Origin of the sequence: Streptomyces sp. NBC_01506 (assembly GCF_045040295.1) — a bacterium.
In the GTDB taxonomy this organism is placed as follows: Bacteria; Actinomycetota; Actinomycetes; order Streptomycetales; family Streptomycetaceae; genus Streptomyces.
In genome coordinates, this window is sequence record NZ_CP109422.1 from 5,449,744 (window position 1) to 5,469,820 (window position 20,077).

The window sequence follows — 20,077 nt, forward strand, 5'->3', positions numbered from 1 at the left end:
GGGTAACTGCCAGGTGGCGCTTGTCCAACCACACATGACGACGCGGTGAATTACGGGGGGCCACATGATCGGTTTACGCAGGACCGTACGATCGACTGCTGTGCAGCAAGGTTCGGAGAACTCTTCCCGTCGTGGCCGTCGCTCCTCCACCATGGGCGGCATGCCGCTCAATGACATTCCCTGGTGGCGCTGGCGCAGCAATGTGCGCTCGGCGCTGCACATGCTTTCCGATCCCGTCTTCCACCAGGAGTACTGGCTGGCCGGCCGAGAGGGGTACGGCGACGTCACCGACGCCGTGTACCGGCTGGTCGAGGACACCTGGCTGGACAACTGGTCGGCGGAGAAATACGTCGGGACGATCTTCCGTGACTCCGGCGAGGCCGCGCTCGTCGACGTCGCCGTCCTGCGGGTGCTGCGGATCATGCACCAGGTGGGGCCGGACGCCCCGATCTCGGTGTATCTGGAGCATCACGGCTGGCCGGAGGCGATACGGGCGGCGCGTGAGGCGCACGTCAGGCTGGCCGTCAACGACGGTGAGGACCCGGACACGGTGCCGCGCTCGCTGGACGTGCTGCGGATCCTGACGCGGTCCGCCTGACGCGGTCCGCCTGACGCGGTCCGCCTGACGCGGTCCGCCTGACGCGGTCCGCCTGACGCGGTCCGCCTGACGCGGTCCGCCTGACGCGGGCGGGGCCGTCGCGCCCGGCGCGGTCCGCCTGGCGGTCACGACCGGCCCGTACGGGGCCCGTGTGGAATCCTCTGGGGTCATGAGTGACCCGCAGCAGCCCGCCGCCCAGGCCGACCGGCCCGCCCCGTCCGACCAGTACGTCCTGACGCTGTCCTGCCCGGACAAAAAGGGCATCGTGCACGCCGTGTCCAGTTATCTCTTCATGACCGGGTGCAACATCGAGGACAGCCAGCAGTTCGGCGACCGCGACACCGGCCTCTTCTTCATGCGGGTCCACTTCTCGGCCGAGACGCCCGTGACCGTCGAGAAGCTGCGCGCGAGCTTCGCCGCCGTGGGCGACTCCTTCCGGATGGACTGGCAGCTCCACCACGCCGAGGACCGGATGCGGATCGTCCTGATGGTCAGCAAGTTCGGCCACTGCCTGAACGATCTCCTCTTCCGGTCGAGGACCGGCGCGCTTCCCGTGGACATCGCCGCCGTCGTCTCCAACCACACGGACTTCGCCGAACTGGTCGCCTCGTACGACATCCCCTTCCACCACATCCCCGTCACCAAGGACACCAAGGCGGCGGCCGAGGCGGAGCTGCTGGAGCTGGTGCGCGCGGAGGATGTCGAGCTGGTCGTGCTGGCCCGCTACATGCAGGTCATCTCCGACGATCTGTGCAAGCAGCTCAACGGCCGGATCATCAACATCCACCACTCCTTCCTGCCGAGCTTCAAGGGCGCGAAGCCGTACCACCAGGCGCACGCCAGGGGCGTGAAGCTGATCGGCGCGACCGCGCACTATGTGACGGCCGACCTCGACGAGGGCCCGATCATCGAGCAGGAGGTCGAGCGCGTCGGCCACGAGGTCACCCCGGAGCAACTGGTGGCGATCGGGCGCGACGTGGAGTGCCAGGCGCTGGCCCGCGCGGTGAAGTGGCACGCCGAGCACCGGATCCTGCTGAACGGCCGCCGTACGGTGATCTTCGGCTAGCCGAACAGCCACGCACACCGGAGCCCGGCCGAACTCCCACTGAAGTCTCGATGGGGCCGTGCTGGAGCCCCGGTGCAGTACGGGCGGAAATCCGGCGGACAGCGATGCGCGCCGCTGTCACCGTTCTTGCGCGTTCGACGGCGCGTGATTCAAGATCCTCGTGCACCAGAAACCGCTTGCTTCTTTCCGTCCGGTGAGCAACCGGGCGGCGACACAGGGGAGATCAGGATGCGTAAGCGTGCGGCACTCGTGAGTGCGGGGATCGCCGTTCTGGCGATCACGGGAATCAACGCCCCTGCCCAGGCGGCGGCTCCGGGAACGTCCGCCACCGCCACCGCCACCGCCACCGCCCAGACCGAAGCGGCGTGGCAGTACATCGGCTCGTACTCCAGCCGGTCCTACTGCATCGACGCCGGTCAGCAGTACGTGCGTGAGGGCTTCAGCAACTACCGCTGCGACCCGGCCCCGGGCGGCACCGGCTACTACTACCTGTACGTGAGCTAGGTTCACCGGATCCAGCCGCGGCGCCGGACGGGCTTGATCGCCCCGTCCGGCGTCGCCGTGTGTCAGAGCCGGCTCAGCGAAGCCGCCGCGAACAGCACGTCCCGGATCGCCTCGCGGTCGCCGTCCTGACCGGCCGCCGCTTCCTCCGGCGAGATGTGCCCCGCCACCAACTGGCAGAACTCGACGCCGTCCAGCGCGACTTGGGCCACCGAGCGCTCCGCCGTGCCGACCGCGGCCGGTGAGTCCAGCGCGATGTACCAGTTCCCGCCGCCCGCGCCCTCGATCTCCAGATGCAGCGACCGCCCCGGCGACCCCGGCACGACCAGATGACGGGCGGGCGAGGCCAGGCCCGCGCGGCGGCGGGCCGCGAGGGCGGACGGGATGAGCTGCGCGGCGAGGTCGATCATCACATGCAGATGCGGGCCGCTCGGCGCCGGATACGGGTAGCTCACCGCCTCGGCGATGTCCCAGCCGTGAATCCAGCACTCGAAGGCCCGGTCGATCAGCGCGTCACGCAACGGCAGGGCGAACTCGCCGTACGAGACGGAGAGTTCGGCCACACCGCGGCCCGCGAAGGACACCGTCCTGATCAGTGTGTGGCTCTGGTCGCGCCACGGTTCGTGGATCGTGCGGGTGGGCGGCGGATGTGCCGTACGCCAGAACGCCTCGGTCCGGTCGGTGGGCGACAGCGGCGCCGGCTCGCCCAGCGGATCGCCGAGTCCCAGCGCGGACGCCACCAGCCCGTCGACGGTCATCAGATGCCCGATGACCCCGGCGACCGTGGCCCGCCGCGCGGCGGGCTCCTCCTTCTCGAACCACTTGAGCTGGAGCGGCGCGTGCCACTCCGCGTCGCCGAAGTCGCGCAGCAGCGCGTCGAGCCGGGCGGTCTCGGCGTCGTACGGGGTGGCCCAGACCGGCACCGGGATACGGGCGGCCCGGCGGTCGAGGCAGTTCTCCAGCACGCGGGCGCGCAGCAGCGGAGGGAGATCGAGATTGCGGTCGGTCTGCAACAGACCGACGGCGTCGCGCAGTTTGAGCGCTTCGTCGGCGCAGGGCGCGCACTCGGTGAGGTGGTTCTCGACGTGCGCCGTCTCCTCGGGCGAGCAGGCCGCCAGGGCCCAGGCGCCGAGCAGGGACTTCAGTACGGAGTGCGAGGGCGGCGGCCCGATGGGCTCCGCCGGCGGGTGGGGCGGGCCCGGCGGATCGTGCGGATGCCGCTCGCCGCTCATGTGCCGCTCCCCGGCCGGACGGTCCGGACGGTCCGGACGGTCCGGATGATCCGGATCGGGCGGATGGGCCGGCTCCCCCGCCGTGCCCTCGCCCGTGCCCTCGACCACGTCCGCGCCCGTTGCCTCGTCTGTCGTATCCGGTTCATCCGGCGTGTCCGACTCTTCCCGTTCGCGGCTGGGCCTCGCCGCCCACTTCGCTCGCTCCGCCCGTTCGGCGCGCGCCGCGCTCTCGACGGCCCGGCGCAGTACGTCCGTCGCGGGCGGCTCCAGGTCGTCCGCGGCGGCACGCTGGCCCGGTATGCGCGGAATGCCGCGTACGTCCTCGGGCTCGTCCGGACCGCCGCGCTCCCCGTTGCGCCCGCTGTCGAACGGCCGGCTCATAGCGAGCGTCCGTTTCCGGGCGGTGACGAGCCCTCCAGGGGGCGGGTGTTCGCGGACGAGAGCAGTTGCAGACCGAGCCGCAGCCGGCGCCGCGCCTCGTCCTCGGTGACCCCGAGATCGGCGGCGGTCTGCCGGTAGTCGCGGCGCTGGAAGTACGCCAGGTCCAGCGCGGCGCGCAGGGGCGCGGGCATGGAGGTGACGATGTAGTCGGCGCGTGCGGCGGCGGACGCCTCGCGGATCTTCTGCTCCAGCTCCTCCGCGCTGCCCTCGCCGCTGGCCTGGTGCGCGGCCGTTTCCCGGTGCCGCAGTTGGTTCACGGCCCGTACGCGGGCGAGCTTGGCGATCCAGGACCGCATCGAGCCCTGCTTCGGGTCGAAGACGTCCGGGTTCTCCCACACGTAGCCGAAGACCTCGCGGGTGATCCGGTCGGCGGCCTCGTCGTCGTCGAGAACCCGGTGCGCGAGGCTGTGCACGAGCGAGGCGAAGCGGTCGTACAGCTCGCCGAGCGCGGCGGCCTCGCCCCGTGCGAGCCGCTGCTGCATCCTGCGGTCCCAGCGGGGCGGTGTGTCCTTTGCCATGAGACCCCCAGCCCTGTGACTGCTCCGTGACCTGACCTGTGACCTGACCTGACCTGTGACCTGACCTGACCCCGCCGTTTCGAATGTACTGGCCAGTGTCATCGAAGTGCGCCCCTTTGCGTCAAGTGCGCCCCCTGAGGCCGTCAGCGATGATATGGAATTCCCCCGGGTCGTGTGCGTTGTGTTTCGTAAGAGGTGAGAAGGGCAGCCGCGAGAGAGAAGGACGATCTCCGGTTCGGCAAGAGGGAAGGTCCAGGCATGACGCTCAAGGTGGACAGGGCGGAGCGCGGTCTGTGGACCGTGCTGCACATCACCGGAGAACTGGACCTCGTGACCTCACCCGTGGTCCGCCAGCATGTCCACGACGCGGTCGCCGCAGGCCGCCGTGAGCTGGTGCTCGATCTGTCCGAGGTGTTCTTCTGCGACTCCAGCGGGGTCGGCGTCCTGATCGCGTCCCGCAAGCTGATGCGCTCCTGCCAGGGCCGGCTGCGGCTGATCCTGCCCGCCCACGGCGCGGAGGAGGGCTCACACGTCAACCGCGTGCTGGCGGCTCTCGGCGTGCGTCGCCTCTTCGAGGTCTACGTGGACGTCTCCGACGCGGTCGACGAAGAGGCGCATCCACTCTCCGCCTAGCGAGCCGACCCGGGGAGCCGACCTGGGGCGCCGACCTCGGGGCGCGTGCGCCGGGCCGAGCTGAAGCCATCACACGGCGGCCCTTGGGCGTCGTACGCTCCCAGTCATGGACAGCGCAGAGTACGAGGGCAAGATCGCCTCCCGATTCGCCGCCTTCGACCAGGACGGCAACGGCTACATCGACCGCGAGGACTTCAGCGGAGCGGCAGCGGCACTGCTCGCGGAGTTCGGCGTCACCGCACGATCCGAGAAGGGGCAGGCCCTCTACAACGGGGCCGAGGCTTTCTGGCAGGGCATGGCGGGCATCGCCGACGTCGACGGTGACCAGCGGGTCAGCCGGCAGGAATTCATCACCGGCGCGGCGAAGAGACTGCGTGACAGCCCCCAGCGCTTCGCCGAGATCGCCCGTCCGTTCCTGCACGCGGTGATCGCCATCGCGGACGAGGACGGCGGCGGTGTGACGCCGGCGGCGGCCGAGCGGGTGCTGCTCGTGCTGGGTACGGAGCCGGGCGTGGCCGCGCAGGCCGCCCGGGGGCTGGACGGGGACGGTGACGGCCGGATCACCGAGGAGGAGATCCTGACGGCGTTCGCCGCGTACTACGTGACGCCGGAGCCGTAAACCGCGAGGAGACGCCGGGAGAACCGGGGCCCGGACACCGCCCGGCGGGGCGAGTCGGAGCCGGGCCGCAGCGGGGTCCTGCGGCCGACTCGGAGCCGTACCGCAGAGCGTTACCGCGCGTGACAAGACCGTGCGCGCGCAGGTCGATACCGGGTTGTGTCCTTCCCGCGACCCGTCACGGGCCGGAGTCGGCGGCGGGCTCCGGTACGCTCCCTCGGGTGCGAGTGGTGGTGAGGCGCGGCGGACCCGGTGTGGCCAGTACGGCGACGCCGGACCGGGGAATGCCCACCGATCGCGCAGTACGAAGGCGCCGGGCGCGTTCTTGTTCGACTACTCGCGGAGCGCGTCGCACAGTATGCCGCACGCGTACTCCTTCGCGATGGAATATGCCCGAAGCGCTTGTTGCGGTGACTGTACGTCAACCATGCTGTCCCACAAGGGAATCACGTTCTGTGACCTTGTCGTGGACCTTGTCGAGGCGCGAGGCGATGTGCCCGCCGGTTCGGATGGTGTGAGCGGTGCAGGTTCTTCAGATGCAGTTGGAGGTCGGGGCTGATCCGGCGGAGGTCGGACGGGCCCGTCGATGGGCCCGGTCGCGGCTTGTCGGCTCCGGGATGAACGACGACGAGCCATTGGCGGAGACGCTGATCCTGCTGATCTCCGAGCTCGTCACGAACGCCGTGGTGCACACCGGCTGTCCGGCCGTGCTGCGGATGCTTTTCGGTTCCGGGGCCGCCGAGGCCGGGACGGTACGGGTCGAGGTCGCCGACACCAGCGCGCGTCCGCCCTGTCCGCGCCACGCGCAGGGCGAGGACACCAACGGGCGTGGCCTGGAGCTGGTCGACGGGCTCGCCGACCGGTGGGGCTGGCAGCCGGAGGGCTCGGGCAAGCGGATCTGGTGCGAGGTGGACCGCAGTGGCACGGGAGTGGCGGTGGCGTACGAGCCGCCGCCGCCGTCGGCGACGGCCCCTGTGCCGCACCACAGCGGTGGCGGTGGCGGTGGCGGGGGCGAGCGCGGGCGTTACGCGGTCGACCTGTCGGGGACCGGCAGGTCCGGTGAGCCGGTGGACCGGGACCGCGACCGGGACCGTGATCGGGGCCGTCCCGCCGGGCCCGCCGGGGCGGACGGCCCGTCCAAGGCCGTCACACAAGTCTGAGCGCCAGGGCCGCCGTTCCGCCCGTCCCCGCCGCCCTCGCCGTCCACCGCGCGGAACGTCCGCCGGTAGACGGTCGGCGCGACACCGAGCGCCGCCTGAAGATGCTGGCGCATCGACTGCGCCGTACCGAATCCGGCGTTCTGCGCGATCTGGTCGACCGACAGATCCGTCGACTCCAGCAGATGGCGCGCCCGTTCGACCCGTTGCTGGACCAGCCACTGGCCGGGGCTGATCCCGGCCTCCTCACGGAAGCGGCGCGTGAACGTCCGTACGGACATCGATTCCTGTTCCGCCATGTCCCGCAACTGGATGGGCTCGTGCAGCCGGGCGAGCGCCCACGCCCTGGCCCCGGTGGTGGTCGCCAACTGAGCGTCGGGGACCGGCCGTTGGATGTACTGGGCCTGGCCGCCGTCGCGGTGCGGCGGGACGACCATGATCCGCGCGACGTCGTTGGCGATCGCCATCCCGTGGTCGCGGCGCACGATATGCAGACTCAGATCGATCCCGGCGGCGACCCCGGCCGAGGTCAGGACGTCGCCGTCGTCGATGAACAGGACATCCGCGTCGACCTTGATCCGGGGGAAGGTCCGCTGGAAATGGGCGGCCGACGTCCAGTGGGTGGAGGCGGGCCGGCCGTCGAGGAAACCAGCGGCGGCCAGGACGTAGGCGCCGGTGCAGATGGAGACCAGACGGGTGCCGGGACGCAGATACGCGAGCGCGGCCCGGAGTTCGTCGGTGAGTGTGCCCTGCTCGTAGACCGGGCCGAGTTTGTACGAGGCGGGGATCAGCACCGTGTCGGCGGTGGCGATCGCCTCGGGGCCGTTCTCCACCATGATGTCGAAATCCGCGTCCGTACGGACCGGGCCCGGCGGGCGTACGGAGCAGGTGATCACCTCGTACAGCCTGGCTCCCTCGGGGCTCCGGGCGCGGCCGAAGATCCGCTGGGGGATGCCCAGTTCGAAGGGGATGACCCCGTCGAGCGCGAGGACCACGACGCGATGACGCGGCCGACCGGTCGGTGCGGTTCTGCTGTCCGTCATACGGAAACCCCTGGTAATCCCCTGGTGGTCCAGACCTGTACTTGATATCTGTCGAACCTGTGACTGCTAAGCGTTCGACGGACCCCGCCATTCCCGACCCGACCGAAACCCCGCTCTGGAACCGTAACTTCCGACTCTTCTTCTTCGCCAGGACAGTGGCGCGCTTCGGCGACGGCATGGTCCCCGTCGCGCTCGCCGCCGGACTGCTCGACGCGGGACACGGCGCGTCGTCCGTCAGCTTCGCGCTCGGCGCGTGGATGGTCTGCTTCGCCGGGTTCGTGCTTTTCGGCGGAGTGCTCGCCGACCGGTTCACACCGCGCCGCATGATGGTCCTCGCCGATGTGACACGGCTGTTCGCCACGGCGGCCCTCGCCGTCATCTTCGTCGCGGGAGCGCCACCGCTGTGGCTCGTCTACGCGCTGAGCGCGATCAACGGGCTCGGCGCCGCACTCTTCCAGCCGGGCGTGGCCAGCATGCTGCCCGTACTCTCGCCCGACGTGCAGCGCGGCAACGCGGTGCTGCGGGTCGCCGAGTCCCTGGCGACGATGGCCGGTCCGGCGGCGGCCGGCGCGCTGGCCGGATTCGGCGGGCCCGGCACGATCTTCGCGGTCAACGCGGCGACGTTCGGCGTCAGCGGGATCTGTCTCTTCCTGGTCCGGATGGCGACCATGAAAGCGGTACGCGGCGACTCGATGCTCGCCGAACTGATCGGCGGCTGGCGCGAGTTCCGGGCGCGGTCCTGGCTGTGGGGCGTGATAGCGATCTGGTCGGTGTACGGCATCACCGTCCTCGGGCCGCTGGTCCCGCTGGAGGCGGTGGTGGTCACCGAGCGGCACAGCTCGGCCATGTTCGGCCTGATGATGACCGTCCAGGGCGCGGGCAATGTGGCGGGCGGGCTGCTGGCGCTGCGACTGCGCCCGGCCAGACCGCTGTTCGCGGGGACGGTCGCGCTGTTCGCGGTCGCCGCGAACCTGCTGGTGCTGGCGTACGACGTCCCGCTGCCGCTGCTCGCCGCCGGATTCTTCGTGGGCGGTGTGGCGCTGGCGTTCTGGCTGGTGATGTGGTCCACGACGGTCCAGACGATGATCCCGCCGGAGGCGCTGAACCGGCTGCACTCGTACGACGTGGCGGGCTCGCTGATCATGCTCGCGGTCGGCCGTGCGCTGGCGGGCCCGGCGGCGGAGGCGTTCGGGACGCGCGAGGTGCTGGTGGGCGGGGCGGTGGTGAACGTGCTGGTCTGCGCGGCGCTGTTCGCGGTGCGCCCGATCCGCGAGCTGAAACGTGTCGTACGGCCTCCAGGCCCGTCCTCGAACGCCGGACCGGGAGCCGGGCGGGCGGACAGCGCCGCCCGCCCGACCGCCGAGGACAGCAGCCAGACGTAGTCGTACTCGCCGATGGCCCGATCCTATTGACCCCTGTCCCTCGGGCCACTCGTCCGGCACATCCCGGCGGCGGATGCTTCTTGACGTGACACAGACAGCCGAGACGCCACCAGAGATCCCCACGGAGACGCCCGCCCCGCAAGGCCGCCCCAGGCCCCGTATCCACCGGGCCTGGTTCGTCGCGGCCGTCACCTTCGTGACGATCATCGGCGCCGCCGCCTTCGCCTCGCTGCCCGGACTGCTCATCGAGCCGCTGCACACGGAGTTCGACTGGTCGCGCGGCGAGATCGGGTTCGCCGTCTCCGTCAACCTCGCGCTGTACGGGCTGACCGCGCCGTTCGCCGCCGCGCTCATGGACCGGTTCGGCATACGCCGGGTCGTCGCCGTCGCGCTGACCGTCATCGCGGCCGGCTCCGCGCTCACCGTCGTCATGACCGCCGCCTGGCAGATGGTCCTCTACTGGGGCGTACTCGTCGGCCTCGGCACCGGCTCGATGGCCCTGGCCTTCGCCGCCACCGTCACCGACCGCTGGTTCGTCGCCCGGCGCGGACTCGTCACCGGAATCCTCACCGCCGCCGGCGCCTCCGGGCAACTCGTCTTCCTGCCGCTGCTCTCCTGGCTCGTGCAGAACCACGGCTGGCGCCCCGCCTCCATCACCGTCGCCCTGTCCGCGCTGGTCGTCGTCCCGTTCGTCTGGCTGCTGCTGCGCGACCACCCGGCGGACGTGGGGCTTGCGGCGTACGGCTCCGAGGAGTTCAAGCCCAAGCCGCCCCCGGTCACCGGTGCCGCGCGGCGGGCCGTCACCGTCCTGTTCAAGGCCGCCCGCACCGGGCCCTTCTGGCTGCTCGCCGGGACGTTCGCGATCTGTGGAGCCTCCACGAACGGCCTGGTCAAGACCCACTTCGTACCGGCCGCCCATGACCACGGCATGCAGATCACGACCGCCGCTTCGCTGCTCGCCGTCATCGGTGTCTTCGACATCATCGGCACGATCGCCTCGGGCTGGTTCACCGACCGCTTCGACCCGCGCCGGCTGCTGGCCGTCTACTACGCGCTGCGTGGTGTCTCGCTGCTCTTCCTGCCGATGCTGCTGACGCAGGGCGGTTCGGACGTCCGGCCGCCGATGCTGTTCTTCATCGTCTTCTACGGCCTCGACTGGGTCGCGACCGTCCCGCCGACGATCGCCCTGTGCCGCGAGTACTACGGCACCGACAGCGCGATCGTCTTCGGCTGGGTGCTCGCCTCGCACCAGATCGGTGCCGGGATCGTCGCCTTCGCGGGCGGTATGGCGCGGGACATGACCGGCTCGTACAACGTGGTCTGGTACGCCTCGGGCGCGCTGTGCGCGGCGGCGGCGCTGATGGCGCTGCTGATCAGGAACCGCTCCCAGACGGGTACAGCCAGCCTGACTTGAGCGCCTACGACTTGAGCGCCTACGACTTGAGCGCCTTCGCGATCCGCTCCGCGTCCATGGACAGCTCGCGCAGCATCCCGCTGATCGGATTCGTGAAGCCCGTGAAGTACAGCCTCGGTGCCCGGTCGGACGTGCGCGCGCCGCGCACCACCGGGCACCCCCGCTCGTCCAGTACGCCGAGGTGCCCCACCAGGGACTCCAGGGCCCGGTCGTAGCCGGTCGCGGCGATCACCACATCGGGCGAGATCCGCGAACCGTCCGCCAGCACCACCTTGCTGTCGTCGAACGACTCGACCGCCGCGACCGGCTCGACGCGACCCTTGCGCACCGCCGCGATCAACCCCACGTCCTGCACCGGGATCGCGCCCTCACGCACCCGCGAGTACAGCCCGGTGTCGGGGCGCGGCAGCCCCTGAGCCGCGAGATCGGGCACCGCGATCCTGGACATGATCTCGCCCGCCCGGTCGACCAGCCGCGTCGGCAGCCGCCGGACCAGGATGCCGGTGCGCTGCGCCGGCCAGCCGAGGGTGGAGCGGCGCACGATGTGCGGGACGGTACGGATCGCGAGCCGTACCCGCGCCGCGCCGCCCTCCACCAGGTCGACCGCTATCTCGGCGCCCGTGTTGCCGGCGCCGACGACCAGGACGTCCTTGCCCGCGTACGGACGGGAGTTGCGGTACGTACCCGCGTGCAGCAGTTCACCGCCGTACGACTGAGAGCCCGGCCAGGACGGCAGCCGCGGCGTGTGGTTGTAGCCGGTGGCGACGACGACAGCGCTCCCGGTCAGCTCCCGGCCACCGGTCGCGTGCAGCAGCCAGCTCGCGCCGTCCGCCGAACGCTCGATGCCGGTGACCTCGACGCCGGTCACGATCTCCAGACCGTGGAACTCCGCGTACTTCTCCAGATAGCGCACCATGTGCTCGCGCGAGACCCAGCGGCCGAAGGACCGGGGCATCGGCAGTCCGGGCAGCGCGGACAGTTTGCGGGTGGTGTGCAGATGGAGCCGGTCGTAGTGACCGCGCCAGGAGGCCCCGACCGCCTCGGACTTCTCCAGCACCACGGCTCGTACACCCTGCGCGCGCAGGGCGGCGGCGACGGCGAGACCGCCAGGTCCGCCGCCGATGACATACACGGGGCGGTCGTTGGTGAGGTCGATGTCGCTGGCCATGGAAGCTGAGCGTAATCGAGCGAGCACTTGTTGGGTCTCGGTCAAGATGGGAATCGATTGCGAATCGGTCACGTACGGGTAAGTCCTGGGTGCGGAGGCTGAAACCGCCGTGAAAGCGGCGTGAATGCGACGCCCCGCACGCTTCCGGCATGACTACCGACCACACACGTCGCACTGCTCGCACTGCTCGCAGCGCGATCAGCGCGCGGGGACTGCGCAAGTCGTACGGCGACAAGCTCGTCCTCGACGGTATCGACATCGACGTCACCGAGGGCACGGTCTTCGCGCTGCTCGGCCCCAACGGCGCCGGCAAGACGACCGCCGTCCAGATCCTGTCCACACTCATCCGCGCCGACGCGGGCGAGGTGAGCGTCGCCGGTCACGACCTCGTACGCGAGACCGACGCCGTACGCGCCGCGATCGGCGTCACCGGTCAATTCTCGGCCGTGGACGGGCTGTTGACCGGTGCGGAGAATCTGAACCTGATGGCGGACCTGCGCCATCTGGGCCGTACGGAAGGCCGGCGGCGTACGGCGGAACTGCTGGAGCGGTTCGATCTCGCCGACGCGGCGAAGCAGTTGGCGTCGACCTACTCCGGCGGCATGCGGCGCAGGCTCGACCTCGCCATGACGCTGGTCGGCGATCCGCGCGTCATCTTCCTGGACGAGCCGACCACCGGACTCGATCCGCGCAGCCGCCGCACCATGTGGCAGATCATCCGTGACCTTGTCACCGACGACGGCGTGACCATCTTCCTCACCACCCAGTACCTCGAAGAGGCCGACCAACTCGCCCACCACATAGCGGTGTTGGACCACGGCTCGCTGGTCGCCGACGGCACACCCGAAGAACTCAAACGGCTGATCCCCGGCGGCCACGTCCAACTGCGCTTCGCCGACGTGCCGACGTACGAGACGGCGGTACGGGCCCTGTCCCGGACCCTTGACGACGTACCGCGCGACGACGACGCGCTCACGCTCCAGGTCCCGAGCGACGGGCGGGTGCGATCGCTGCGCGCGCTGCTCGACCTGCTGGACGCGGAGTCGATCGACGCCGAGGAACTGTCCGTCCACACACCCGACTTGGACGACGTGTTCCTCGCCCTCACCGGACAGCCGAAGCCCGGCCGGCCCACCGGGACCGCCGAAAACCCACTGACCGAGAAGGCCGTGACCCGATGAGCGCTCTCACCTACGCCGTGACCGACTCCGCGACGATGCTGCGCCGCAGCCTGAGGCACATGATGCGCTACCCGTCCATGACCCTCATGCTGGCGGGGATGCCGGTCATCTTCCTGCTGCTGTTCGTCTACGTCTTCGGCGGCGCGCTCGGCGCGGGCATCTCCGGCGGCTCGGGCGGCTCGGGCGGTGGCCGTGGCGACTACATCGCGTACGTGACCCCCGGCATCCTGCTGATGGCTGTCGCCGCCGTGGCCCAGGGGACGGCCATCTCGGTCGCGATGGACATGACCGAGGGCATCATCGCCCGCTTCCGTACGATGTCGATCTCCCGTGCCTCCGTGCTGACCGGTCATGTCGTCGGCAGCCTGATCCAGACCGTGATCACGATCGGGATCGTGATCGGCGTCGCGCTGCTGGTGGGCTTCCGCTCCGACGCGGGGCCGCTCGAATGGCTCGCGGCGTTCGGGATCCTGGTGCTGCTCGCCTTCGGCGTCATCTGGCTGTCGGTCGCGCTGGGGATGGTCAGCAAGAGCGTCGAGACGGCGAGCAATCTGCCCATGCCGCTGACGCTGCTGCCGTTCCTCGGCAGTGGGTTCGTCCCGACGGACTCGATGCCGACGGCGCTGCGCTGGTTCGCGGACATCCAGCCCTTCACCCCGGTGACGGAGACGCTGCGCGGCCTGATCACGGGCACGGAGATCGGCGACAGCGCGGTGCTCGCCGTGGCGTGGAGCGCGGGTATCGCCGTGCTCGGGTACGCGTGGTCACGAAAGCTCTACAACCGCGACCCGGCGCCCCGCTGACGCTGACCCCGTGACCGGGGCCGCGGGTCTCGTTGGGCGGCGGTGCTTTGTCCTCAATCGCCGGACGGGCTGGGTGTTCTGTCCTCAATCGCCGGACGGGCTCCAACCGCAGCCCGCCCGGTCTCCTTCTCGAGCCTGCCGGGTGGTCTTTCAAGCCCGTCCGGCGGCCAGTCCAGCCTGTCCGGCGTTTGAGGACACCACCGACCGGCGGGAGGGTTTCCGGCCCGGCCGGGCGGTGTTTCATGCCTGCGGGGCGTTTGGGGACGCCTCTCACCGGCGGGAGGATTTCGAGCGCGTCGGGTGGTCTTTCAAGCCCGGTCGGCGGCCAGTCCAGCCTGTCCGGCGTTTGAGGACACCACCCTCCGGCCGGAGGAATTTCGGCCCGGTCGGCGGCCAGTCCAGCCTGTCCGGCGTTTGAGGACACCACCCTCCGGCCGGAGGAATTTCGGCCCGGCCGGCGGCCAGTCCAGCCCGTCCGGCGTTTGAGGACACCACCGACCGGCCGGATGAATTTCGGCCCGGCCGGCGGTCCATCAAGCCCGTCCGGCGTTTGAGGACAACCCTCTTCCGGCCGGAACCACCCCAGCCCGTCCGGCGATTGAGGACGAACCGGCCACCGGACGGACCCGGTCATCCCTCCCCGGCACAGCCCCGCCGCACCGCACCGTCCCGCTCCCGCAGTACCTCCAGCGCCGCCCCGCGCAGGGCTTCGTGGCCCAGCGCCGCGAACGCCGACGACGCTCGCGCGTACGCCGCCGCGTCGGCCCGCTCCGCCTCGCGGCGGGCTCGGGCCGGGGACATGGTCGGCTCGAACTCCCGGAGGAAGTGGAAGCGTTCGGCGAGCGCGATCAGCCGGGCGGCAGTCCGCCGCGCGGCCACGCCGACGTCCTCGCCCGCGAGGTCAACCATGGCCAGCGCCAGCAACAGCGCCCCGCAGGCCGGCAGTTCCAACAGCGACAGCGGCGACGTGGTGAGCGGGCCGGTGAGCAACTTGTCCAGGGAGTGCCGCAGTTCGGCGGAGGTCTCCGCGACGAGGTCGAGGCGGCCGTGCCGCGCGTGGGCGATCACGGCGGCCGTCCGGATCTCCACCGCCCACAGATCCAGCGCGCGATCGGCGATCAGGATCTGGCTGACAAGGAGCCGCACCTGGTCAAGGGCCTCGCGCCACAGCCCGAGCCCGGTGTCGACCTGGCCTCGCGCGAGCGCGATCTCGCCCCGTACCGCGAAGTCGAACGCGAGACCGGACTCCCCTTCCGAGCCGAGACCGAACGTCATCACGGTCTCGTCGCCCGCCGGATACCGCCTCGCCAGGTCCAGCCGCCGCTCGGCGTTGTCGACGTCGCCGAGTTGTAGGTCGGTGAGGGCCAGGGCGGCTTGGATCCCCGTCACGTCCGACCAGGACCTGAACCCTTCCAGTACCGGCAGCATCGCCGCGAAATGGCTCCGTGCCCGCTCACGCCGCCCGGTCCGCCCGTACAGCACACCCACGCGGGACCGCGCGATGACCCAGATCCATGGGACCGTCACGACATCGGCCGCGTCGAGCATCCGCTCGGCGGCGGCCAGCGCGCCCGCCAGGTCGTTCTCGGCCTCGCGGGCGAAGCTGTCGAAGCAGTTGGTGAGCACGGTCAGCAGCGGCTCGGAGCCACGACCGCCACCCGCCCGCGCCCGCGCCCCCGCCCCCGACGCCGCCCCCGCCCCCGCCCCCAGGGCCGCCACCATCGCCCGCACCAGGGTGTCCGCAGGGGCCGTCGGCAGTTGGCGCAGGGCGACCAGCGCGCGCGTGGCACGCTGCCCCCGTGTGACGAAGGCGTACGCGACGCACACCGTCAGCGCCGTCCTGGTGATCTCGACGGCTTCGGGTCCCGGCCGGAAGTGCGACAGCGTCCGCGCGGTCTCCTCCGTGAGCACCGCCATCCGCGCGTACGCGGACTCGATGATCCAGACGCCGCCGAGCACGGCGGTCGTGGCCGCCACCGTCGCGCCGTCCCCCTTCGCGAGCGCCAGGCGCAGCGCCCGCAGGAGATTGTCCTGTTCGGTCTTGATCAGTTCGCCGGTCGCGAAGGGCTCGGCGCCGAAGAGGCTCTGGTGGTGGGCCGTGCCGAAGCCGTACGCCCAGGCCAGGAACGCGTCCGTCACGCGCGCGGTCTCGCCCGCCGCCTCCAGGCGGGCCGTACCGAACTCCCGTACGGTCTCCAGCATGTGGAACCGCGCGCCCGTCCGGGCGTCGACCACTCTGAGCAGCGACTGGTCGACCAGGTCCTCCAGAACCCCGAGGGTGTCCCGCGACCCGACGGGCCCGAGCAGCGCGTACGCCGCATCCGCCGTGAAGCCGCCCGGGAAGACCGACAGGGCCCGCAGCGCGGCCTGCCCCGCCGGGTCCAGCAGATTCCAGCTCCACTCCACGACGGCGTGCAGCGTGCGGTGACGGGCGGGTGCGTCGCGCGCGCCGCCGCGCAGCAGGGCGAAGCGGTCGCCCAGGAGCCGGGCGATCCCGGAGACGGACATGACGCGTACGCGCGCGGCGGCGAGTTCCACGGCGAGGGGCAGCCCGTCGAGCTGGCGGCACACCTCGGCGACGGCGTCCGGGGGAAGGTCGACATCCGGCCGCGCGGCCCGCGCGCGGCGCTCGAACAGCTCGACGGATGTCGGCAGATCGAGCTGCGGCAGCAGATAGACCGATTCCGACGAGAGGCCCAACGGGGCGCGGCTGGTGGTCAGTACGCGCAGATCGCGGGTCATGGACACCAGGCCCCGCACCATCTCGGCCACACCGCGCACCACGTGCTCGCAGTTGTCGAGGACCAGCAGGACCGGGTCGGGTCCCAGCGCGCCGGCGATCCGCACCAGTACGTCCGCCGGGGCGGTGGGGCCGCCGCGCGCGCCGCGCCGCGCCTCGCGGGCGCTGAGGACGGCGGCGACCTCGTCCGCGACGTCGTCGTCGGTGCCGACTCCGGCGAGCGCGACGAGGTGTACGACGCGCTGCTGCGCCCGGCGGCTCACGGCGTGCGCGAGCCGGGTCTTGCCCAGCCCGCCCGCTCCGACGATCGAGGTGACACGCGAGGAGCGCACCAGCTCGGCGACGGCCGCGATGTCGTCGTCGCGGCCGATGAGGGGGTTGGGGTCGTGGGCGACGCCGTGCCGCAGGACGGGTGTCCGCGCGCGGAGCAGTTCCTGGTACGCGGTGCGCAGCGGGGCGCCCGGATCGGTGCCCAGCTCCTGGCGCAGGGCGCGGCGGTAGGTGTCGTACGTGGCCAGGGCCTGGGCCGGGCCCGCCGTCGTCTCCTGGCAGCGCAGCAGCTCCAGCAGGACCTCTTCGTCGCGCGGGTGATCGCGGAAGACGGCGGCGAGCGGGTCGACGGCCTCGTTACGGCGGCCGAGCCGCGACAGCGCGAGGGCCCGTGCCCGCGCCAGGGAGCGGCGGGCCGGGGCGCGTCGGCGGCGCAGCGCGCTCAGGGGGTCGTCGGCCGCCGGGTCGCCGGACCCCTCGGCCCCGTCAACCCCTCCCCGCCCCGGCCCGTCCCACTGCGCGAGGCCCGCCTCCGCGTGGTGCAGCGCGGCGGGGTGGTCGCCCGCGCGGGCGTGCCGGGCGCTCTCGGCCGCGCTGAGCAGTACGGCGGAGCTGTCGACCTGCTGCTCGCCGAGGGCGAGCCGGTAGCCGGTCGGGGTGCTGACGACGACCTCGGGGCCCAACTGCGCGCGGGTGCGCGAGACCAGTACCTGGAGCGCCTTCCTGGGGTGGTCGGGCCGCTCCTCCGGTTCCGGCCAGAGGCCGTCCACCAGGCCCGTGGTGCCCCGGCCGGCGCGCAGGTCGTCGGCGAGGAGCGCGAGGAGGGCGTGCAGCCGGGGGCCGGTGATCTGCCGGCCCCGGTAGGACACCTCGGACAGGAGTCGGAGCTCGGTGGTCACCTGTTCAGGCTACCGAGTGGGCGGTGGCCGGGGTCTTCGTACGCCTTACGAGCGCGTTCAGTCGATGACGGCGGTGGCCTCGACCTCGACCAGATGCTCGGGTACGTCCAGTGCCGCGACGCCCAGCAGGGTGCCCGGCGGTACCGGGGTGATTCCCAACCGCGCCGCCGCGCGGGCGACCCCGTCCAGGAACAGCGGCATTTTGTCGGGTGTCCAGTCGACCACGTACACGGTCAGTTTCGCCACGTCCTGGAAAGAGGCGCCGATCCCGGCCAGGGCGGTGCCGATGTTGAGGTAGCACCGCTCGACCTGGGCGGCGAGGTCGCCCTCGCCGACCGTGCGGCCGTCCGCGTCCGAGGCGACCTGTCCGGCGATGAAGACCAGCTTCGAGCCGGTCGCGATCGACACCTGGTGGTAGACGTCGATCTCCGGGAGTCCGGTGGGGTTCACGAGGCTGATGGCCATGCTTGCTGTCCGCCTTCTGTTCGGGTCTGTTTGCCGGTCACTTGTGGTTACTCAGGAACCGTAGGAGAGTGTGCGCTGACATGGAAGAACGCACTTTCTGGTGACTGGGGAACCTGATGGTGACCAAGCAGTTCAGCGGCTCGCCCGAGGACGCGGACCTCAGGCGCGCGGACTCACTGGCACGCGAGATCTTCTCGGACGTGGCCAACAAATGGGCCTTGCTGATCATCGAGGCCCTGGGGGAGCGCACCCTGCGCTTCGGCGAGGTGCGCGACGAGGTCGAGGGCATCAGCCACAAGATGCTGACCCAGAATCTGCGCATGCTGGAACGCAACGGCCTGGTCGTACGGACCGTGCACCCCACCGTGCCGCCGAAGGTCGAATACACCCTCACGGAACCGGGCCGCGCCCTGCGCGCGACGGTCGACCTGATGTGCGACTGGACCCACCGCTATCTGGGCGATATCGAGACCTCCCGCGCCGGCTTCGAGACCGCCTAGGCCGCCTAGGGCCACAGCAGCTCGCGCGACCAGCCGCCCCCACCGTCGTCCGGGGCCGTACGGCGATAGCGCAGCCGGACATGGCGTCGCCCGGCGTCGCCCTGGAAGAACTCGACCTCGTCGGCGGCCAGCACATACCGCGTCCAGGTCGGCGCCGGTGCGTCCGGCTCGGCCCGTGCCCGGTCCCACGCGGCCCGGGAAGCACGCGCCAACTCCTCGGTGGAGCCGAGCACTTCACTCTGCCGCCCGGTGAGGGCGGCGGCCAGCGCGCCGGTGGACCGTACGCCCAGATCGGCCCGGCTCTCCGCCGCCCCGGCGGCGCTCACCGCGCCGCGTACCCGGATCTGCCGCCCCCGCGCGGGCCAGTAGAAGCCGAGCGCGGCCCACGGGCGGGCGGCCAACTGGCGGCCCTTCGCGCTGGTCGCGTGGGAGGCGAAGTGCCAGCCGCGGTCGTCGGCGTCGTGCAGGAGCAGGGTGCGTACGTCCGGCCGCCCGTCGCCGTCGACGGTCGCGAGCGTCATGGCGTGCGGCTCGGCCTGCCCGGCCGCCACCGCCTCCACGAACCACCGGTGGAACAGCACGAGCGGTACGTCGGGTACGTCGGCCGGATCGAAGACCGGCAGGTCGGTGTCCCAGACCCGCAGCTCCGGCAGAACCGCGCGGAACGCCTGCTGCTCGTCGCTCTCGTCGTTGCTCATGGGCTCATTCAACCGTGCCGGTCCCGTACGCCCCCCGGAACCACTTACGATGTAGTACTACATTTGAAGTGGTACCAATGGCAGCAACGGAAAGGGGCGACCGCCCTCATGCGACAGAATCCGGCCCGGCGCGCGGCGCTTGTCGACGCGGCCATCGAAGTGCTCGCCAGTGACGGTGCCCGGGGGCTGACCTTCCGGGCCGTCGACGCCGAGGCGGGCGTACCCAAAGGGACGGCGTCCAACTACTTCACCAGCCGGGACGAACTGCTCAACCAGGTGGGCCACCGGATCTACGAGCGGCTGATCCCGGACGAGGCCACGGCGGCCACTCTGCTCGCCGGGCCCAACACCCGCGAGCGGACGGCGGAGTTGGTACGGATGGTGGTGGCGCGCGTCACCGGGTTCCGGACCGGGTTTCTCGCGCTGCTCGAACTACGGCTCGAGGCCACCCGGCGCCCCGAGCTGCGCGCCGTACTGACCGCGCGGGTCAGTCAGGACGTCGAGGCGAACGTCGTGGCGCATCTGGGATCCGGGCTGCCCGGTGATGCCGACGCGGTCAAGATGATCTATCTGGCCGCCAACTGGCTGGTGGTGGAGCGGCTCACGCTGCCCGGTGTCTTCTCCGAGGAGGAGACCGCGCGGCTGATCGGTGAGCTGGTGGAACGTGTGCTGCCGCCCGACCCACCCGACCCACCCGATCCGTCCGGTCCGTCCGGTCCTTGAGACGGGAGCGCCGGCGGTGGATCAGCTCA

Annotated in this window: 18 protein-coding genes and 1 pseudogene; 12 read left to right on the forward strand and 7 right to left on the reverse strand. The window is 71.2% G+C overall.

Annotated elements, in window-relative coordinates; genetic code table 11:
- The first annotated feature begins 64 nt into the window (after positions 1 to 64).
- From OG329_RS24180 to OG329_RS24190, 3 genes are all read left to right on the forward strand, one after another.
- On the forward strand, positions 65 to 598 hold the full coding sequence (locus OG329_RS24180; protein ID WP_405798011.1) for a hypothetical protein: 534 nt from the start codon (positions 65 to 67) through the stop codon (positions 596 to 598).
- A gap of 169 nt (positions 599 to 767) precedes the next feature.
- Positions 768 to 1,664: a formyltetrahydrofolate deformylase gene (purU, locus tag OG329_RS24185; RefSeq protein WP_405798013.1), complete on the forward strand. Its 897-nt coding sequence runs from the start codon at positions 768 to 770 to the stop codon at positions 1,662 to 1,664.
- Between the two features lie 228 nt (positions 1,665 to 1,892).
- Complete coding sequence (locus OG329_RS24190) at positions 1,893 to 2,168, forward strand: hypothetical protein (RefSeq protein WP_405798015.1); 276 nt, start codon at positions 1,893 to 1,895, stop codon at positions 2,166 to 2,168.
- A gap of 62 nt (positions 2,169 to 2,230) precedes the next feature.
- Here the strand turns inward: OG329_RS24190 and OG329_RS24195 are convergent, their stop codons facing one another.
- Positions 2,231 to 3,778 carry a maleylpyruvate isomerase N-terminal domain-containing protein gene (locus tag OG329_RS24195; RefSeq protein WP_405798016.1) on the reverse strand — a complete coding sequence of 516 codons (1,548 nt, stop codon included), beginning with the start codon at positions 3,776 to 3,778 and terminating at the stop codon, positions 2,231 to 2,233.
- Entirely contained in the window at positions 3,775 to 4,356 is a 582-nt protein-coding gene (locus OG329_RS24200) for a sigma-70 family RNA polymerase sigma factor (RefSeq protein ID WP_405798018.1), read from the reverse strand. The genes OG329_RS24195 and OG329_RS24200 overlap by 4 nt, the downstream gene beginning before the upstream one ends.
- 258 nt (positions 4,357 to 4,614) lie before the next feature.
- Between OG329_RS24200 and OG329_RS24205 the strand changes: the two genes are divergently transcribed.
- The 3 genes and pseudogenes from OG329_RS24205 to OG329_RS24215 all read left to right on the forward strand — a co-directional run.
- On the forward strand, positions 4,615 to 4,989 hold the full coding sequence (locus tag OG329_RS24205) for an STAS domain-containing protein (protein ID WP_405798019.1): 375 nt from the start codon (positions 4,615 to 4,617) through the stop codon (positions 4,987 to 4,989).
- Between the two features lie 106 nt (positions 4,990 to 5,095).
- Complete coding sequence (locus OG329_RS24210) at positions 5,096 to 5,608, forward strand: EF-hand domain-containing protein (RefSeq protein WP_405798020.1); 513 nt, start codon at positions 5,096 to 5,098, stop codon at positions 5,606 to 5,608.
- 518 nt (positions 5,609 to 6,126) lie between these two features.
- A pseudogene (locus tag OG329_RS24215) lies at positions 6,127 to 6,552 on the forward strand (ATP-binding protein); the annotation flags it as partial.
- A 77-nt stretch (positions 6,553 to 6,629) separates the two neighbouring features.
- Here the strand turns inward: OG329_RS24215 and OG329_RS24220 are convergent.
- Positions 6,630 to 7,805: a GlxA family transcriptional regulator gene (locus OG329_RS24220; protein WP_405798021.1), complete on the reverse strand. Its 1,176-nt coding sequence runs from the start codon at positions 7,803 to 7,805 to the stop codon at positions 6,630 to 6,632.
- A 59-nt stretch (positions 7,806 to 7,864) separates the two neighbouring features.
- Between OG329_RS24220 and OG329_RS24225 the strand changes: the two genes are divergently transcribed.
- Both OG329_RS24225 and OG329_RS24230 read left to right on the forward strand, forming a co-directional pair.
- Positions 7,865 to 9,187, forward strand: a complete 1,323-nt coding sequence (locus tag OG329_RS24225; RefSeq protein ID WP_405798022.1) for an MFS transporter — start codon at positions 7,865 to 7,867, stop codon at positions 9,185 to 9,187.
- A gap of 73 nt (positions 9,188 to 9,260) precedes the next feature.
- Positions 9,261 to 10,601 (forward strand): MFS transporter, encoded by a 1,341-nt coding sequence (locus tag OG329_RS24230; RefSeq protein ID WP_405798024.1) that lies wholly within the window; start codon positions 9,261 to 9,263, stop codon positions 10,599 to 10,601.
- 19 nt (positions 10,602 to 10,620) lie between these two features.
- Here OG329_RS24230 and OG329_RS24235 read toward each other — a convergent pair whose 3' ends face one another.
- Positions 10,621 to 11,769 carry a flavin-containing monooxygenase gene (locus OG329_RS24235; protein WP_405798025.1) on the reverse strand — a complete coding sequence of 383 codons (1,149 nt, stop codon included), beginning with the start codon at positions 11,767 to 11,769 and terminating at the stop codon, positions 10,621 to 10,623.
- Between the two features lie 149 nt (positions 11,770 to 11,918).
- Here OG329_RS24235 and OG329_RS24240 point away from each other — a divergent pair, with 149 nt between their 5' ends.
- Entirely contained in the window at positions 11,919 to 12,950 is a 1,032-nt protein-coding gene (locus OG329_RS24240) for an ATP-binding cassette domain-containing protein (protein ID WP_405798027.1), read from the forward strand.
- Positions 12,947 to 13,753 carry an ABC transporter permease gene (locus tag OG329_RS24245; protein ID WP_405798028.1) on the forward strand — a complete coding sequence of 269 codons (807 nt, stop codon included), beginning with the start codon at positions 12,947 to 12,949 and terminating at the stop codon, positions 13,751 to 13,753. The genes OG329_RS24240 and OG329_RS24245 overlap by 4 nt, the downstream gene beginning before the upstream one ends.
- 630 nt (positions 13,754 to 14,383) lie before the next feature.
- Here the strand turns inward: OG329_RS24245 and OG329_RS24250 are convergent.
- Together OG329_RS24250 and OG329_RS24255 are read right to left on the reverse strand one after the other, a co-directional pair.
- On the reverse strand, positions 14,384 to 17,662 hold the full coding sequence (locus tag OG329_RS24250; RefSeq protein ID WP_405798029.1) for an ATP-binding protein: 3,279 nt from the start codon (positions 17,660 to 17,662) through the stop codon (positions 14,384 to 14,386).
- Positions 17,663 to 17,719: 57 nt separating this feature from the next.
- A complete protein-coding gene (locus tag OG329_RS24255; protein ID WP_405798030.1) occupies positions 17,720 to 18,127 on the reverse strand; it encodes a RidA family protein in 408 nt (135 codons plus the stop codon).
- Between the two features lie 116 nt (positions 18,128 to 18,243).
- Here OG329_RS24255 and OG329_RS24260 point away from each other — a divergent pair, with 116 nt between their 5' ends.
- Positions 18,244 to 18,627: a winged helix-turn-helix transcriptional regulator gene (locus OG329_RS24260; protein ID WP_405798032.1), complete on the forward strand. Its 384-nt coding sequence runs from the start codon at positions 18,244 to 18,246 to the stop codon at positions 18,625 to 18,627.
- A 5-nt stretch (positions 18,628 to 18,632) separates the two neighbouring features.
- Here OG329_RS24260 and OG329_RS24265 read toward each other — a convergent pair whose 3' ends face one another.
- Positions 18,633 to 19,325 carry a pyridoxal 5'-phosphate synthase gene (locus tag OG329_RS24265; RefSeq protein ID WP_405798033.1) on the reverse strand — a complete coding sequence of 231 codons (693 nt, stop codon included), beginning with the start codon at positions 19,323 to 19,325 and terminating at the stop codon, positions 18,633 to 18,635.
- A gap of 108 nt (positions 19,326 to 19,433) precedes the next feature.
- Between OG329_RS24265 and OG329_RS24270 the strand changes: the two genes are divergently transcribed.
- Entirely contained in the window at positions 19,434 to 20,048 is a 615-nt protein-coding gene (locus OG329_RS24270; protein ID WP_405798035.1) for a TetR/AcrR family transcriptional regulator, read from the forward strand.
- Positions 20,049 to 20,077 lie beyond the last annotated feature (29 nt).